Raw genomic sequence first — 16249 nt, forward strand, 5'->3', positions numbered from 1 at the left:
GATGGGAACGCTCGACCACTTCGCCTGCGGCACGACCACCCACGACCTTTCCCGCGTCTTCCGCGGTGCCGCACGGCAGGCGCGGACGTTCCCGGCGGGCGCCTTCCTGTACCGGTCACCGGCGGCCACCGTGCTGTTCGACACCGGGTACGCCCCCGACACCGCGGACTCCGGCGTGGCCGGGTGGCTGTACAGCAGACTGCTCCCACCGTCGGTCGCCCCCGATGAGACGATCGACGCGCGGCTCCGCGCGGCCGGCATCGACCCCGGCGAGGTGACCCATGTCGTCTTGTCCCATGCGCATCCCGACCACCTCGGAGGGGTCCGCTACTTCCCTGAAGCGCAGTTCGTGCTGAGCGCCGGGGTCGATGCCTCCTTGCGCTCACCGAGGCTCAGGGAGGGGGTGCTGCGGGGGCTGCTGCCCTGCTGGTTCGCCTCCGCACGGCGCACCGTCATCGACGACGCCGCATTCGTCGACCACACCGACGGCGACCTCACCGTCCCCGTCCACGACCTGCTCGGCGACGGCAGCTATCTGCTCACGCCACTGCCGGGTCACGCGCACGGCCATCTCGGCGCCATCGTCGAGGGAGCCGTGCTGCTCGCGGGCGACGCCGCATGGGGCGCCGACCTGATCGACGCGGCCGACGACCTGCGCCCCCTCCCACGCCTGATCCAGCACGACGCAGGACGCTACGTCGCGACAGCCCGTTCCCTGCGCGACTTCCACCGCGCCGGGCTACGGGTCTGTCTCAGCCACGACACCTACGACATGTCCCGGCTGCTCGCATGAGCGCCGACACGCTGAGGATCGCCGTGTGGTACGCCCGTGCCCGCTGGCTCACCCGCTTCCGGTCGCGGGCCCGGCTCGAGCGCTACCAGCGGCGACAGCTGCGTCGGCACCTGCGGTTCCTGCGTCGCGCCTCTCCCCTGTTCGGGAGCCTGCAGCCTCGAGCCCTCTACGAGCTCCCGGAACAGGACAAGGCCACGATGATGGCCGGCTTCAACGATCTGGTCACGGTGCCGGTCGACCGTGACGAGGCCATGGCACTCGCCATCGCAGCCGAGCGGTCGCGCGCCTTCGACGCCTCCGTGCACGGCTGCTCCATCGGCCTGTCGACGGGGACCAGTGGCCACCGGGGGTTGTTCCTGGCGAGTCGCAGCGAGCGCGCGCAGTGGGCGGGAACGGTGCTGGCCAGGACCCTTCCGAGGCTCAGGGGGCAGCGCATCGCGCTGTTCCTGCGGGCTGGAAGCCAGCTCTACGACACGGTCGCGTCGCGCACCGTCCGCTTCGAATTCTTCGACACGTTCCTGCAGGTGGACGACCACCTGGCCCGCCTTGCCGAGCTGGACCCGACGATCCTGGTCGGCCCTCCCTCGGTGCTGCGCGGCCTCGCCGACGCGAGGATCCTGGGCCGTCTCCGCATCGCGCCCCAGAAGGTCTACTCGGTGGCCGAGGTGCTCACCCCGCTCGACGAGCAGCATCTGCGTGCGGGGTTCGGGGTCGCGCTCATCCACCAGATCTACCAGTGCACCGAAGGTTTCCTCGGCTGCACCTGCGAGCACGGAACCCTGCACCTGAATGAGGACGTGGTGCACGTCGAACGCGACCACCTCGACGAGCGACGCTTCGTCCCCGTCGTTACCGACTTCAGGCGCCGCAGCCAGCCGATCGTCCGTTACCGGATGGGCGATGTGCTCGTGCTGCGGGAAGCTCCCTGCCCGTGCGGAAGCGCCATGACCGCGCTTGAGCGGATCGAGGGACGCGAGGATGACGTGCTCCAGTTCGCCCGACCCGACGGCCGGCCCGTGCCCGTGTACGCCGATCTGGTCTCACGCGCCATGGCCTATGCGGAGCACGTGCGGCAGTACCGCGTCGTGCAGACCGGAGCGTCGTCGCTGAGGGTCGGGCTCGATCCCCTGACGCCCGAGGTCGCCGCTGACGTGAGCGCCGAGCTGCGCGGGCTGCTGCGCGCCCAGGGCGTCGACGACGTCACCATCGACGTCGTCTCCTACGAACCCGACCCGACGCGGAAACTGCGACGGGTGGAGAGGATGAACCCATGACGGTCCGCGGACTGCAGATCGACGGCTACGGCGTGTGCCTTCCCGAGGGCACGGTGACGTTCGGCTCAGCGACGAGGTACCGCGCCGAGGCCCCGGCGCAGCACCTCGACATGCTGGTCGACTCCGCGCAGAAGGCCATCGCCGCAGCTGGCATCTCCGCCGACGACCTCGACTGCATCATCGGCGCGACCGCAGGCGACGTTCAGCCCATCCCCTGCACCGCCTCCCTCGTCCAGGAGCGCGTCGCGCCGGATGCGCGCTGTGCCGCGCTCGACGTGAACTCCACGTGCACCAGCTTCATCACCGCCCTCGACGTGGCGTCGCGGTACCTGCGCGACGGGGAGTATCGGCGCATTCTCATCGTGGCGGGCGACGTCGGCGCCCAGTTCCTCCACCCCGGGCAGCGCGAGAGCTTCGAACTCTTCTCCGACGCCGCGGTCGCCGTGGTCGTCAGCTCACCGTCCGCGGAAGGGGTGGGCGTGCTCGCCTCCCTGCAGCAGACGTGGCCGCGTCATGCGCACGAGACGGAACTCCGCGGCGGCGGTAGCAGGATGCCCGGTCGCGACTTTCATCCCGACAACGACCACGACTACCGCTTCGACATGGACGGCCGCGCCGTGCTCCTGTCAGCGTCGAGGGTTCTTCCTGGCTTCTTCGAGCGCTTCTTCGAGAAGGCGGGCACCTCGGTGGACGAGATCGACTACGTGATCCCGCACCAGGCCAGCCGGGCGCTTCCCCTGCATGCGACGGATCGGGATCCCCGAGGACCGTTACGCGAACTACGTCGAGGACTTCGGCAACATGGTCTCCGCCTCGGTCCCGTTCGCCCTTGCGAGGGCCTGGGACGAGGGCCGGATCGGGCGTGGCAGCCGCGTGCTGCTCTGCGGCACGGCTGCTGGCCTCACGGCGAACGCGCTGCTGCTGCAGCTCTGACTCGTCAGGCCAGAGCTTCGAAGAACTCGACGAGGGATCCGGTGATGGCAGCCTCCGCCTCCGCACGCTCGACCGTCGGGACGCCGTCGCCGTCTTGGGGGCCATAGCGGCCGAGGAAGCTGTGCACCGCCCCGTCGACCGTGATCAGCCTGGTCGCGCCAGGCAACCGGTCGAGCCCTCCGGTCACCTTGGCGGCGTCGGCCACGCCGTCATGCTGGGCCATCAGCGAGACGACGGGGAACGCCTCGCCGCTCAGATCGGTCGAGTCCGAAGGGTAGGCGGCGGGCAGCACGAGGCCGGAGACGTCATGGTCTGCGGCGTACGAGGCTGCCATGGCCCCACCGAGGGAGTGCCCTCCGACCACAACGGGCAGTCCGGGAGCGAGCGCCTCCGCCACCTCCCCCGCCCGGTCGGCCGACAACACGGCGAGGTCGAGCGGCATCTCGGGGATGAGGGTGCGGACCCCGTGGGCAGCGAGGGCGTGGCCGATCCATTCGTAGGCCTGTGGACGCACGAGGCCGCCCGGGTAGAGCACGAAGGCCACCCGGGCCGCACCGCCGGTCGGCTCGACGACGATCACGTCTCCTCCCGCGTCGGCAAGGCGCACGTTCGAGGGCGCATCGGCGACGGCGGCGTCCTGACCGAGCATGACCGGGCCGCGCACGACGAAGGGTTGAGCGACGCCGACGCCGTACCCGAGCGGCGAGCAGGAACAGCAGGATGACCGTTGCCTTCTTCACGCCGCAATTGTGCCCCGGCATCCTCGCCTGCGGGTGGGCAGGCCTCCGGCCAGCCCCGGAGCGGGACGTCCGCAGCCCAATCAGTCGGCGGCGGGCCGGTCTGCTCATTCGTCTCCGACGGCCCCTGCCCACTTCTGCAGGATCGCCGCGAGGTGAGCCCTCTCGCTCTCGCTGAGCGGGGCGAGCAGGCGGTGTTCGTTGTCCAAGTGGGCCTCCACCGCACGGTCGATGCGCTCGCGCCCTTCGGGGGTGAGCCGCACCAGCCGCGCGCGCCCGTCATGGCTGCAGCGCTCCCGTGTGACGAGGCCGGCCGACTCGAGCCGGTCGACCCGCTTGCTCACCGCTCCGCTTGTGACCATCGTGGTGGCGGCGAGGTCGCCCGGCGAGAGCTCGAAGGGTTCGCCCGATCGGCGGAGGGTGGCCAGGACGTCGAACTCCCCCTCGCCCAGCCCGAACCGCCGTTGGACGGCGGAGATCTCGCGCCCGAGGGCGTCAGCGAGCCGCGTCATGTTGCCGAAGATCGCCATCGGGGAGGCGTCGAGGTCGGGCCTCTCGCGGCCCCACTGGTCGAGGATCCTGGACACGTGGTCGTTCACGGGCTTCACTATATCTTCCTCGGAAGGTACTGTATTTTCCATGGAAGATAAATGGCGGTGGAGCCTGGTGGCGGCGGTGCCTCCCGTGTTGTGGGGCAGCACCTACTTCGTGAACGCCCATTTCATGCCGGCCGATCATCCGCTGTGGGGATCGGCACTCCGTGCCGCCCCGGCTGCACTCCTGCTCCTTGCGGTGACCCGCCGGCTTCCGCACGGCGCCTGGATCTGGCGCTCCGCCCTGCTCGGCATCCTCAACATCGGCGGCTTCTTCCTGCTGCTGTTCATCGCCGCGCAGCTGCTGCCGAGCTCCGTGGCGTCTTCGGTGATGGCGCTCGCCCCGGTCGCCCTGACGCTCAGCGCATGGGCCCTACTCGGGCAGAAGCCAAGCGTCGTGCTGCTGATCGGGGCGGCGGTCGGTGCCATGGGCGTCCCGCTGCTTGTCGGCGTCGGGACGGTTGGCTTCGAGCCGTGGGGGCTTGCCGCCTCGCTCACGGCGATGCTGATGAACAGCATCGGTTCCATCCTCGCGCGACGCTGGCAGGGCGAGATCCCGGTCCTGCACACCACCTGCTGGCAGCTCCTCTGGGGAGGGGCGGCGCTGGTGATCGCCGCCGTCGTCGTCGAGGGCGCTCCTCCTGCGCTCGGGCCGTCGCAGCTCGGCGCCGTCGCCTATCTGTCGATCCTGGCGACCGCCGTGGCCTACCTCTGCTGGTTCGGGGCACTGAGGCACATCGACGCGGGGGTGGTCGGCGTGGTGGGGCTGCTCAATCCGGTAGCGGGCGTGAGTCTCGGCATCCTCGCCGGGGGCGAGGCCCTGGCCGGGACGCAGTGGCTGGGACTTGCGATCGTGCTCGGCTGCATGGCGGCCGTGCAGGTGATGCCAACTCGGCACCCGGCCCTGAACGGGGAGCCTGCGGAGAGAGAGCCTGGGGACTAGTTCGAGGTCGGCCACTGCCCGCCCGGGCGCTGCGGAGGTGGTTCGGACGTCGGCCAAGGCCGACCGGACGGATCGGGCCCGGGCGGTCCCTGCCGGGGAGGGCTCTGTGGCGGCGGCCGCCGCTGCTCGGGCTGTCCCAGCTGCCGCCCACCCGGGTCGGAGTCTCGACTCACCCGGGCCGGAGCGGGTGAGTCGCCGCCTGGACCCCACCCGGGCGCAGCAGAAGAGGGTGGTCGGGGTGGCGCGCCCCTGACGGGGCGACGGCGCAGTCGGAGCAGCAGCACCACACCGATCACGACGATCAGCAGCCCCGCCGCACCCGCGACGATGCCCATGCCGAGCCGTCCAGCCCGTTCCCGCTCGCCTTGGAGGTCGGCGAGCTCTCGACGCAGCTGGTCGAAGTCGCCGGCCTCGAACGCAGAGCGCGCTCGGTCGAGGTCTCCTCCGGTGCCGAGCAGGCGGCGTCCGATCCCGACGAGCGGGCCCGCATCGTCCTCAGCCGATGCGACAACTCGCGTCAGCGAGTCGAGGAGTTCGTCCGTCTCACGAAGCGTTTCTGCCACCGCGTCAGGACCCTCCGCGTTCTCGTAGGCCTCCTGCACGCCGCGGGGAACGGCGAGGCCGGCGTCTGCCGTGGACCTCTGGAGCTCTCCCGCGAGGGCCGCGACGTCCGCGAACCGCTCGATCGACGCGTTGGCCTCATCGAACTCCCAGGCCGCCATCTGCGCACGCAGCGGCCTGGGTGGCTGCCAGGCCCCGTCCTTCTCGTCGAGCTCCGAGTACGCCCTGCGCGTCGGTGCCCTGCCGTCGAGTCTTCCCTTTGTCGCGTCGTCCAGAACCCAGTCGAGGTAGGCGTCAGCGGCGAACGTGTTTCCCCCACGGACCTCGACGAGATCGAGGAGACGCCACTGGTCGGTGGGGGCGATCCCCTCCGTCGAGCCGGGCAGCTCGTAGGCCGACTCTCCGGAAAGGGCCCCGCTGAGCACCTCGGTCACCGCCTCGTCGTCCAGGTCATCCAGCAGGATCCGCAAGACGCCGTGCGCCGCCCGGTAGGCGTACTCCTCCTCCGCAGCGCTGGACGAGCCGCCCTCCTCGCCCCAGGCGACAAGGGGCTGTGCATTCTCGTCCCCGGTGTCCACCTCGACGAGATCCGTCTCCCCCTCTCCACTGACGCGGTGGGTGACGAAACTCGCGAGCCCTTCACGTACCCATCGTTCGGGGAACCGTCCCTCGTCGAAGCCTGCGAGCACGGCCTGACGGGTGAACGTGGTCCGGTCCAACTGCTGCGGCGCCCCCGCGACGCCGGCGGCAAGATCGATTCCATAGTTGCCAGCCGACTCCGCTGCGAGGTCCTCGTACACGGTGATCTGGCGGCTCAGCGGGAGGCCTGTGAGTGCCTCGATCGCGGGCAGCCTCTCTTTGAGGAGCCCCTCGCCGAAGTCGAGCCAGTCCTCGTCGCCGGGGAGTCCGAGCAGCGTCACCCGGCTCCCGCCCACCTCGACCCTGCGCTCGTCGGCGGTCTTCGGGTCGCGCAGCACGACGAAGGACCAGATCCCGTAGTCGACGGTGGCCTCCTCGGCCGTCCAGACGGTGTCCCCGCCGGACTTCGTGGGGGCGAAGGCCCCTCTGCTCGACCTCAGCTCCATGTCGCTCGGTGCGACGATCTCGAGCCGAACCTTTCCCGGGTCCCCCTGAGCGAGGGCCCCGAAGGCGGCGAAGCCGTCACCGACCCGCGTGGTGTCCTTCGCCCGGAAGTCGGCCCCCGGGAACGAGAACGTGAGTTCGATCGTGCGCGATTCGCCGTACAGGAGCTTCGGGAATCCGATCCTGGCCGAACGCACGTCCGCCGCGCTCCCCTCCTCCAGCGTGACCTGCAGCGGCGCCCCACCGGAGGTCGCCTGCACGTTCTGGGCGGTGGCCGGGACGTTGACGGTATAGGCCTTGTACTCCCAGCGTCCATTCGGGCTCTCGGGGGTGACCTCGGTGTCGACATTGGTGATGGTCAGCGTGGTGGTCACCGAGACGTCCGAGCCGTCCGAGCTGACCACGTAGCGGGAGTGGCTCACCTCGGTGAGACCCTTCCAGTCTGCCCGTGCCGTCGGCGACGACCCCAGAGCCATACCGGTCCCGAGCACGGCGCACGCCGCGATGCCTGCGACGATCCGGTGTCCAAACGTCATGACCATGCGCTCCCCCCAAGACGGATGGCCAGAGTCTAGGCGCAGCGTGAGGTCATCTGGCCTTGTTGGACCTCACTTGACCGCCGACGGCCCCGACACGCGGCGGCGGCACCGCGGAGTCTCCGCGATGCCGCCGGGAAGGCCTGGCCACCTCGCTCAGGCTCGTGCGGTGAGCTGACCGACGAGGTGCGGCTTGCCCTCCTTGTTGACGACAGCGAAGCTCCAGTCGTCGCCCTCCTGCTCGGAGGCGAACCAGACTTTTCCTGGCAGCAGGACCGGCTTCGCGAACTGCACCTTCACCGTGTAGGCCGGAGGCAGCTTCCCGCCGAGGGCGGCGAGCGCGCGGGCGTGGGTCCACATGCCGTGGATGATCGCGCGCGGGAAGCCGAACAGCTTCGCGGTCACCGGGGAGAGGTGGATCGGGTTCGAGTCGCCGGAGACGGCCGCGTATTGGCGTCCGAGGTTGGCGGGCAGCCGCCACAGCTGAGAGGGCTCGACCCGCGGGGCGGCGAGACGCTCGGTCGCGACGGCTTCGCCCTCGACCTTCGCGCCTCCCGCCAGGTAGTTGGACCTGCCCTCCCAGACCAGCTCGTCTCCGACATGGATCTCGCCGCGCATCTCGAAGACGGCGCCCTTCGCGTGCGGCCGGAGGTTGTCGGCCCAGACCTTCATCCGCAGCTTCTCCGAGACGGAGACCGGGCGGTGCAGCGCCATCTCGTTGCTGACGTGCACCAGGCCTGCGAGCGAGAAGGGGAAGTCGTCCTCGGCCATGAGCGCGGCCTGCAGCGGGAAGGTCTGGACGTGCAGCCAGGTGCCGGGTACGTCGTCGCGCAGGGTGAAGCCGCAGACCTTGTCGTAGGCGGCGAGCTGCGCCAGGTCCTGTTTCTGGTCCATCAGCAGGTAGCTGCGCTCCGGGAGCCCGGAGACCCTCGCCCCACGCTTGCGCACCGACCCGACGAGGCCCTTCACCAGCAGCTTGCTGACGGCCGGCGGCGCGGGAAGTGATCTCACATCGCGGCCCATGTCACGCCCCGACGAGGTTCTGGCCGCAGACCCGCACGACCTGCCCGTCGACCCCACCCGAGGCCGGGCCGCACAGGTAGGCAAGGGTCTCGGCGACGTCGACGGGGTTGCCGCCTTGGGTCAGCGAGTTCGTGCGACGGAAGATCTCGCGCTGCACGAACGGGATCGCGGCGGTCATCTCCGTCTCGATGAAGCCCGGCGCGACGGCGTTGATGGTGATCGGCCTGTCGGAGAGCTCGTCCTTCAACGCCCAGACGTAACCCATCACCCCGGCCTTGGACGCCGCATAGTTCGTCTGGCCCTTGTTGCCCGCGATGCCGGAGGTCGACGCGATGCCGACGATGCGGGCCTCCTCGCCGAGCCCGCCTGGCATGTCTCCGCTCAGCAGATGGTCGTTGATCCGCATCTCTGCTGCCAGGTTCACGTCGAGCACGGAGGACCACTGGCGCTCGTCGAGGTTTGCGAGCAGCTTGTCGCGGGTGATGCCTGCGTTGTGCACGATGGCCCAGATGCGCTTGTCCTGGCCGTACCGCGAGGCGATGTGCCCCGTGATCCGTGCACCCGCGTCCGCCTTGGTGATGTCGAGCTGCAGCGCGGAGCCGCCGATCTCGTTTGCCACCTTCGCGAGGGCGTCGCCTGCGGCCGGGATGTCGACGGCGACCACCGTGGCGCCGTCACGGGCGAAGGTCCGGGCGATGGCCGCACCGATGCCGCGGGCCGCGCCGGTGACGACGACGATCCGGTCGGCGAACGGCTTCGCGGTCAGCTCATGGGTCACCTTTGCCTGCCCGACCCGCCAGGCCTGACCGTCGACGAAGGCGGAGCGCCCCTCGAGCAGGAACGAGAGGGTCGAGGCGAGATCGGAGGGCCGCGTCCCCTCCTTGAGGAAGACGAGGTTCGACGTAGCGCCGCCGCGCAGTTCCTTGCCGACGGTGCGGTTGATGCCGTCGATGCCCTGGGCGACCGCCTTGGCCTCGAGCCCATCGACCGCCGAGGCGTCGGTGGCGAGGATGATGACTCGTCCGGAGCCCTCGAGCGAGCGCATCGCGGGACGCAGCAGCGCTCGGATGCCCTCCAACTGCACGATCTCGCGCACGCCCGTGGCGTCGACGATGATCGCCCCGGGCTTTGCCGGGTAGCGGGGCGGCACACTGCGCCCCTTGTCGTCCTTGATCCGTGCCTCGGGGGTGTCGACGATGGGCTGGCCGGGGATGACCCCGAGCAGTTCGAGCGTCTGGCGGGCGATCCCGCCGCCGTCGAGCTCACCGAGGACGACGGGGCCGGTCGGCAGCACCCTGCCGCGGCGCAGCTTCGGCGGATCGCTCAGGCCGGCCTTGCGGGCCACGAACTTGCCCGCCGGGGTGGCGTAGATGCTCTCGAGAATGCTCATGTCATGCCTCCAGGATGGCGACGAGGCCCTGGCCGCCTGCCGCACAGATCGAAATCAGGCCGCGGGAACCCGGGCCCTTCTCGGCCAGCATCTTCGCCAGGGAGGCGACGATGCGGGCGCCGGTCGCCGCGAACGGATGTCCGGCGGCGAGCGAGGAACCCTTGACGTTGAGCCGCGCCCGGTCGACGGTGCCGACCCCGGCCTGCTCGAGGGACTTCAGGGTGGCGAGCACGGTCGAGGCGAAGGCCTCGTGGAACTCGTAGAAGTCGAAGTCGTCCAGCGTCAGCCCGTTGCGCTCGAGCAGCACCGGGATCGCCTGCGCGGGGGCGAGCAGCAGATCGTCGCCGCCGTTGACGTAGTCGCTCGCGGCGACCTGCGCGTCGACCACCTTCGCAAGCACCGGCCAGTCGCGCTGACGAGCCAGTTCCTCCTCCGCGAGCAGGACCACGGCGGCACCGTCGGTGAGCGCCGTCGAGTTGCCCGCCGTCATGGAGGCCCCCTCGCCCTTTCCGAAGACGGGGCGCAGCTTCGCGAGGGCCTCGAGGCTCGTGTCGGGGCGCAGGATGCCATCCTTTGCGACCCGCAGGTACGGGGTGACGAGGTCGTCGAAGAAGCCCTCGTCCCACGCCTTTGCCAGGTTCTGATGCGACGCGAGCGTGAGCGCGTCCTGGTCCTCGCGCGAGACGCCCCACTTCTTCGTGGTCAACGCCTGGGACTCGCCCATCGAGAGGCCGGTGCGGGGCTCGACCACGCCCGGCGGAACGGGCATCAGGTCGCCGGGGCGGATCTTGGCGATGGCGGCCAGCTTCTCCGGGAGGCTGCGCGCACGGTTCAGCGCGAGCAGCGCCTTGCGCAGCGGCTCCGTCACGACGATGGGCGCATCGGATGCCGAGTCGACGCCGCCGGCGATGGCCGTGTCCGCCTGGCCGAGCCGGATCTTGTTCGAGGCGTAGACGACCGCCTCCAGCCCGGTGCAGCAGGCCTGCTGCAGGTCGCAGGCAGGGGTGAGCGCGGAGAGCGAGGAGCCGAGCACCGACTCGCGGGTCAGGTTGAAGTCGCGCGTGTGCTTGAGTACCGCACCGCCGACCACCTCGTCGACCCGCTGCCCCGCAAGGCCGAAGCGCGCGACGAGCCCGTCGAGCGCGGCAGTCATCAGATCCTGGGCGGAAGCCATGGCGTACTTGGTGCCCGCCTTGACGAAGGGGGTGCGGTTGCCGCCGACCACCACCGCATTGCGTGAAGTCATCATTGATCCTCTCGGGAACGTATCTGTGACCGACAGTAGCAGGTACACCAAGTTTCGGATACCCTGAGTTGCATGAAGCTGGACGGAGCGTCTCCCGGCGGGACGCTGAGTGACGACGAGGTCGCCGTGGCTGAAGCCCCGGTCGACGGACGGGCCCTGCGGTGGGAACAGCACAACGCAGAACGCCGTCGTGTCCTCGTCGAGGAGGCCGTGCGCGCGATCCGCGAGCTCGGCCCGAACGTCGGAATGGACGAGATCGCGGCGCGCGCCAAGACCTCGAAGACGGTGCTCTACCGCCACTTCGGCGACAAGGCGGGCCTCTATCAGGCCGTCGTGGCGTCCGTGCGTGACTACATCCTGCGCAAGCTCCCCCTCGAGGAGGCGGAGCGCCTCGGGCCTCGCGAACTGGTCGCGGCCCTCGCCGACGCCTACCTCGCCGTCGTCGAGCGCGACCGCAACCTCTACCTCTTCGTCTCGTCGCGGCCTACGGGCGAGACGCCGACCGAGGACCCGGTGCTCAGCATCACCACGCGCATCGGTAACGAGGTGGCAGCGACCATCCGCGCCTGGCTGCGCAACCAGGGCCACGACGAGGAACCGGCCAACATCTGGGCCCACGGGGCGGTCGGATTCATCTGGGCGGTCGCCGACCGCTGGATCGTGACCAACCTCCGCCGCCCCCGCGCCGACGTCGTCGCCTACATCGACCGGTTCTTCGGACCAGCATTTGAAGCCCAACAAAGGAGTTGAACCACATGACGATCTCACCCACGGGTGAAGCCCTCCGCAAGAGCCTCGACGGCCCGTTCCATGCACTCAAGCAGCGGTGGCGCGACGAGGTGACGGCCGACGACGTCGTCCGCGACACCGCGCTGACGATGGACGAGGCTCGCGACTGGGCCCTTGATCGGGTCATCGGCCTAGCGAGCCGTAACTTCGTGACGGCCGGTTTCCCCTCCGAGCAGGGAGGAACGGGCAACGCGGCCGAGTCGGTCGCGAACTTCGAGATGGTCGCCATGGGCGATCTGTCGCTGACCATCAAGACCGGCGTGCAGCACGGCCTGTTCGGCGGGGCAATCGTCAACCTCGGCACGTCGTACCACCACGAGACGTTCCTGCCTGGAGCCATCTCCGTCGATCTGCCCGGCTGCTTCGCCATGACCGAGATCGGCCACGGCTCCGACGTCCAGTCCCTCGAGACGTCGATCACCTGGGATCCGGAGACCTCCGAGTTCGTCGTCCACTCCCCCTCCCCCACCTCGACCAAGGCCTACATCGGCAACGCCGGCCGCGACGGTCGGATGGCGGTGGTGTTCGGCCAACTGTGGGTCGACGGCGTGCATGAGGGCGTGCACGTGGTGCTCGTCCCGATCCGGGACGAGAACGGCAACGATCTTCCGGGCGTCACCACCGGCGACCAGGGGCACAAGGGCGGCCTGCTCGGCGTCGACAACGGCACCATCTCCTTCGAGCACGTCCGGGTGCCGCGCGAGATGCTGCTCGACCGATACGGGGGCGTCAACGAGGCCGGCGAGTACGAGTCGAAGATCAAGTCGAAGAACGCGCGCTTCTTCACCATGCTCGGCACGCTGGTGCGCGGCCGCATCTGCGTGGGTGGCGGGGCCGCGTCGGCCGCGAGGAAGGCGCTGACCATCTCGGTCAACTACGCCAACCAGCGCAGGCAGTTCCGTGAGCCCGGGCTAGGTCACGAGATCCTGCTGCTCGACTACCTGACGCACCAGCGCCGCCTGCTGCCCAATGTCGCCGCCGCGTACGCGTTCGGCTTCGCCCAGAACGAGCTGTCGCTCGAGTTGCAGCGGGTGATGGACGCCGAGGGCGCCGATCCGCACGCGGCCCGCGCACTCGAGACCCTCGCCGCGGGCATGAAGTCCATGCAGACCCGCTGGGCCAACGACACCCTGCAGGAGTGCCGCGAGGCCTGCGGCGGAGCTGGCTACCTGTCCGACAACGCCATCACGCTCGCCCGCCAGGACGCCGACGTGTTCGCGACCTTCGAGGGCGACAACACCGTCCTGCTGCAGCTCGTCGCGAAGGCACTGCTGCTGAACTCCAAGACCAGCTGGGGTGAGATGGACCTGCGCGGCACCGCGCAGAAGACCGCCCGCCTGATCGGGGGGACGGTCCTCGAGCGCACGACCGCCCGTTCGCTGATCGACCGGCTCGTCGCGTCGGCCAACCGCAAGCCCGAGTCGCAGAAGCTGCGGGCACGGGGCTGGCAGATCCAGCTGTTCGAGTTCCGGGAGGAGCACGTCGTCGAGGGCCTTGCCCAGCGGATGCGCGCCGCCAGCAAGGCGGAGGACTCCTTCGAGGCCATCAACCAGTGCCAGCCGCACATGCTCGAGGCCGCGAAGGCGCACATCGAGCGGGTGGTGCTCGAAGCCTTCGTCGCCGCGATCGAGGACTGCGAGGACGACTACGTCAAGGCGCTGCTCGTCAAGGTGTGCGACCTGTATGCGCTGTCGACGATCGAGTCGAACCGAGCCTGGTACCTGGAGCACGAGGCGTTCGACCCGCGCCGTTCCAAGGCGATCACCGCCGCGGTCAACGAGCTGTGCGGCGAGCTGCGCGGCAAGTCGAAGGAGCTGGTCGAGGGGCTCGGCGTTCCCGAGGACTGGCTGGTCCACCCTCGCACGGCGATCCCCCCGCTCAGCAACAAGCGCTGACCGCGTCCGCAGAGCCGCGTCCCGGGACCACCGGGGCGCGGCTCACCCGTCTCGGCGGGCGGCCGCTACGGCCTCAGCCATGGGGCGACCACGGATGCCTCGTCGTCGACGATCTCCTCGGGGTGCGCCTGGATCGCCCGGTCGTACTGGGTCTTGCCGTTCGCCTTGTAGAGGCGCGACTTGTCGACGCTGTAGGCCGCGGTTCCGCGGTAGTCGAGGTAGGTCATCCGTTCGAGGTGCTCGGAGTTGGCCTTGACGTAGTTCATCACCCAGTCGGCTGCGCCGGTGTTGGCGAAGACGGGGAAGATCGGCGACAGCAGCGCGACGTCGGCCGGCCGGATCGAGCGGACGGGCCCCACGGCGTCGGGGTACTGGCTGTGGAAGATTGGGCAGAGCCGCGTGGCCGAGTCGCCGTTGGGCTGGCAGATCACGATGTCTGCGGCGTTGAGCCCCACCCGTGGCTGCTCGACCTTGAGGTTGGGCACCTTCACGGCGACCGCGGGCCGCGTGAGCGTCGCCGGGTCGGTCACCGTCATGCCGGTCAGCGTTGCGCGGGGCACCGGCGTCGGCGACGGGCTCGGGCTGGGCGACGGCACGGCCGAGGGGGTGGGCGTCGGGGCTGCCGAGGTGGGCGACGGGCTGGTGTCGGGCTGCGTGGTGGTGCAGCCGACGAGGCCTGCGACGAGGGCGCCTATAAGGACCCCGCGCCTGGAAGCGGTGATGTGTGTTCCGACCCTGTTCAGTGGGGAATGCCGATGTCTGTGCGGTGGAAGCCTCCCTCGAGGAAGACGCCCTCGAGGAGAGCGTAGGCCCGCTGCCTGGCCTGCTCGACGTCGGTCCCCCGGCCGACGATCCCGAGCACCCGACCGCCCGAGGACACGAGCTGGTCGCCGTCGAGCCGGGTGCCCGCATGGAGGACGTAGGCATCGGCCTCGTCGGCGGGCAGTTCGATGGGCGTCCCGGTCGTGGGGGTGCCTGGGTACCCTTCGGCTGCCTCGACCACGACGACGGCCGCGCCGTCGTGCCATTCGAGGGGACCGACGGTGTCGAGCTGGCCCCGCGCGGCCGCGTCGAGCACGCCCGCGAGCGGGGTCTTGAGCAGCGAGAGGACGGCCTGGGTCTCTGGATCGCCGAAGCGGACGTTGAACTCGACCACCCGCAGCCCCTTCGAGGTGAGGGCGAGGCCCGCGTAGAGGAGCCCGTTGAACGGGGTTCCCCGTCGACGCATCTCGGCAAGCGTCGGCTCGACGACCTTCGTCATGATCTCGTCGGTCAGCCCGGCGTCGGCCCAGGCGAGCGGCGAGTAGGCGCCCATGCCTCCGGTGTTGGGGCCCTCGTCCGCGTCCGCGACCCGCTTGTAGTCCTGGGCGGGAAGCAGCGGCAGTGCGCGTTCGCCGTCACAGATCGCGAAGAGGGAGACCTCGGGGCCGTCGAGGAAGTCCTCGATGACGACGCGTCCGCACGCCTCCGCGTGATCGAGGGCGGCGACCCGGTCGTCGGTGACGACGACCCCCTTGCCCGCGGCGAGCCCGTCGTTCTTCACGACGTAGGGGGCCCCGAACGTGTCGAGGGCGGCCTCGACCTGCTCGAGGGTCTCGCACACCCTGGCGTCGGCCGTCGGCACCCCCGCGGCTGCCATGACGTCCTTGGCGAAGGCCTTCGACCCTTCGAGGACTGCTGCCTCGGCGCTGGGGCCGAACGTCGCGATCCCCGCCTCACGCAGCGCGTCGGCGACCCCTGCGACCAGGGGAGCCTCCGGGCCGACCACGACCAGGTCGATGCCCAAATGCTGCGCGGCCTCGACAACGGCCGCCGGGGAGGCGGGGTCTGCGGAGTGCAGGGTGGCGATGCCCGCCAGCCCCGGGTTGCCCGGGGCGGCATGCAGTTCGGTGACGGACGGATCGGCGGCCAGGGCGCGGCCGATCGCATGCTCACGACCGCCAGAACCGAGCAGGAGGATCTTCACGCGCGCCAGCCTAACTTGAAACCGCCGCGCACCACCGACCGCGCCCACACAGTGTGCGCGAGCCTCGGGTTCCGCGAACCCGCCTGCTGGACCGCCAGGCCATTAACCTCCCGTCATGAGCTACGACCACTACCTGATCCCGGCCGAGCACGCGGACGACCCGGACTCCGCCGCCAGGCATCTCGACTCGGTCATGGACGATGAAGCGGCCCCGGATGCGCAGGCCTTGGCCGACGCCATCACCGCCCGCGACACGGATCCTGAGGTCGCGCTCCTCTCGCTGACCCCGGTGCCCGCCTCGGGAGACTGCGTGCTCGTCTACGGGCCGTGGCGAACCGTGCAGGAGACCCGCGACGTCATCTTCGCGGAGACCCGCCCCGGGGGTACGCGGTCTACGATCCGCAGGACCACATCGTCTTCGACCCCCGCGGCGCCCATGGGGCGAGGCTGAGCACCTCCCATCGCGGCGACTTCCCATACGCCACGA

Annotated in this window: 15 protein-coding genes; 7 read left to right on the forward strand and 8 right to left on the reverse strand. The window is 70.1% G+C overall.

Annotated elements, in window-relative coordinates; all coding sequences use genetic code 11:
- Position 1: 1 nt before the first annotated feature.
- From BW733_RS04220 to BW733_RS20215, 3 genes are read left to right on the forward strand one after another with little or no spacing between them, the layout of a single operon-like run.
- The gene (locus BW733_RS04220) at positions 2 to 793 is read left to right on the forward strand and encodes an MBL fold metallo-hydrolase (protein ID WP_077348173.1); all 792 of its coding nucleotides are present in this window, start codon (positions 2 to 4) and stop codon (positions 791 to 793) included.
- Positions 790 to 2067 carry a F390 synthetase-related protein gene (locus tag BW733_RS04225; protein ID WP_077348175.1) on the forward strand — a complete coding sequence of 426 codons (1278 nt, stop codon included), beginning with the start codon at positions 790 to 792 and terminating at the stop codon, positions 2065 to 2067. The genes BW733_RS04220 and BW733_RS04225 overlap by 4 nt, the downstream gene beginning before the upstream one ends.
- On the forward strand, positions 2064 to 3107 hold the full coding sequence (locus BW733_RS20215; protein ID WP_077348177.1) for a 3-oxoacyl-ACP synthase III family protein: 1044 nt from the start codon (positions 2064 to 2066) through the stop codon (positions 3105 to 3107). The genes BW733_RS04225 and BW733_RS20215 overlap by 4 nt, the downstream gene beginning before the upstream one ends.
- On the opposite strand, the gene BW733_RS04235 is transcribed toward BW733_RS20215, so the two are convergent.
- Together BW733_RS04235 and BW733_RS04240 are read right to left on the reverse strand one after the other, a co-directional pair.
- Positions 3005 to 3664 carry an alpha/beta hydrolase gene (locus BW733_RS04235; protein WP_152024555.1) on the reverse strand — a complete coding sequence of 220 codons (660 nt, stop codon included), beginning with the start codon at positions 3662 to 3664 and terminating at the stop codon, positions 3005 to 3007. The two genes, BW733_RS20215 and BW733_RS04235, sit on opposite strands and share 103 nt — an antisense overlap.
- Positions 3665 to 3844: 180 nt before the next feature.
- Positions 3845 to 4336, reverse strand: coding sequence for a MarR family winged helix-turn-helix transcriptional regulator (locus BW733_RS04240; RefSeq protein WP_237268294.1), 492 nt, complete (start codon positions 4334 to 4336; stop codon positions 3845 to 3847).
- Between the two features lie 40 nt (positions 4337 to 4376).
- Between BW733_RS04240 and BW733_RS04245 the strand changes: the two genes are divergently transcribed.
- Positions 4377 to 5273 carry a DMT family transporter gene (locus BW733_RS04245; RefSeq protein ID WP_077348181.1) on the forward strand — a complete coding sequence of 299 codons (897 nt, stop codon included), beginning with the start codon at positions 4377 to 4379 and terminating at the stop codon, positions 5271 to 5273.
- Here BW733_RS04245 and BW733_RS04250 read toward each other — a convergent pair.
- The 4 genes from BW733_RS04250 to BW733_RS04265 all read right to left on the reverse strand — a co-directional run bounded on the left by BW733_RS04250 (position 5270) and on the right by BW733_RS04265 (position 11112).
- Positions 5270 to 7453: a hypothetical protein gene (locus tag BW733_RS04250; RefSeq protein ID WP_152024557.1), complete on the reverse strand. Its 2184-nt coding sequence runs from the start codon at positions 7451 to 7453 to the stop codon at positions 5270 to 5272. The genes BW733_RS04245 and BW733_RS04250 overlap by 4 nt on opposite strands.
- A gap of 156 nt (positions 7454 to 7609) precedes the next feature.
- Positions 7610 to 8476 (reverse strand): MaoC family dehydratase, encoded by an 867-nt coding sequence (locus tag BW733_RS04255; RefSeq protein WP_077348185.1) that lies wholly within the window; start codon positions 8474 to 8476, stop codon positions 7610 to 7612.
- Between the two features lies 1 nt (position 8477).
- Positions 8478 to 9866, reverse strand: coding sequence for a 3-oxoacyl-ACP reductase (locus BW733_RS04260; protein ID WP_077348187.1), 1389 nt, complete (start codon positions 9864 to 9866; stop codon positions 8478 to 8480).
- 1 nt (position 9867) lies between these two features.
- Positions 9868 to 11112 (reverse strand): acetyl-CoA C-acetyltransferase, encoded by a 1245-nt coding sequence (locus tag BW733_RS04265; RefSeq protein ID WP_077348189.1) that lies wholly within the window; start codon positions 11110 to 11112, stop codon positions 9868 to 9870.
- Positions 11113 to 11184: 72 nt separating this feature from the next.
- Between BW733_RS04265 and BW733_RS04270 the strand changes: the two genes are divergently transcribed.
- The gene (locus tag BW733_RS04270; RefSeq protein WP_077348191.1) at positions 11185 to 11862 is read left to right on the forward strand and encodes a TetR/AcrR family transcriptional regulator; all 678 of its coding nucleotides are present in this window, start codon (positions 11185 to 11187) and stop codon (positions 11860 to 11862) included.
- A 5-nt stretch (positions 11863 to 11867) separates the two neighbouring features.
- Positions 11868 to 13796 (forward strand): acyl-CoA dehydrogenase family protein, encoded by a 1929-nt coding sequence (locus BW733_RS04275; RefSeq protein ID WP_077348193.1) that lies wholly within the window; start codon positions 11868 to 11870, stop codon positions 13794 to 13796.
- Between the two features lie 65 nt (positions 13797 to 13861).
- Here BW733_RS04275 and BW733_RS04280 read toward each other — a convergent pair whose 3' ends face one another.
- Both BW733_RS04280 and purD read right to left on the reverse strand, forming a co-directional pair.
- On the reverse strand, positions 13862 to 14332 hold the full coding sequence (locus BW733_RS04280) for a DUF3048 domain-containing protein (protein WP_077348195.1): 471 nt from the start codon (positions 14330 to 14332) through the stop codon (positions 13862 to 13864).
- Between the two features lie 203 nt (positions 14333 to 14535).
- Positions 14536 to 15762, reverse strand: a complete 1227-nt coding sequence (gene purD / locus BW733_RS04285) for a phosphoribosylamine--glycine ligase (protein ID WP_077348197.1) — start codon at positions 15760 to 15762, stop codon at positions 14536 to 14538.
- A 115-nt stretch (positions 15763 to 15877) separates the two neighbouring features.
- Between purD and BW733_RS04290 the strand changes: the two genes are divergently transcribed.
- Positions 15878 to 16213 carry a hypothetical protein gene (locus tag BW733_RS04290; protein WP_077348199.1) on the forward strand — a complete coding sequence of 112 codons (336 nt, stop codon included), beginning with the start codon at positions 15878 to 15880 and terminating at the stop codon, positions 16211 to 16213.
- Positions 16214 to 16249 lie beyond the last annotated feature (36 nt).

This window comes from Tessaracoccus flavescens (genome assembly GCF_001998865.1).
Classification (GTDB): domain Bacteria; phylum Actinomycetota; class Actinomycetes; order Propionibacteriales; family Propionibacteriaceae; genus Arachnia; species Arachnia flavescens.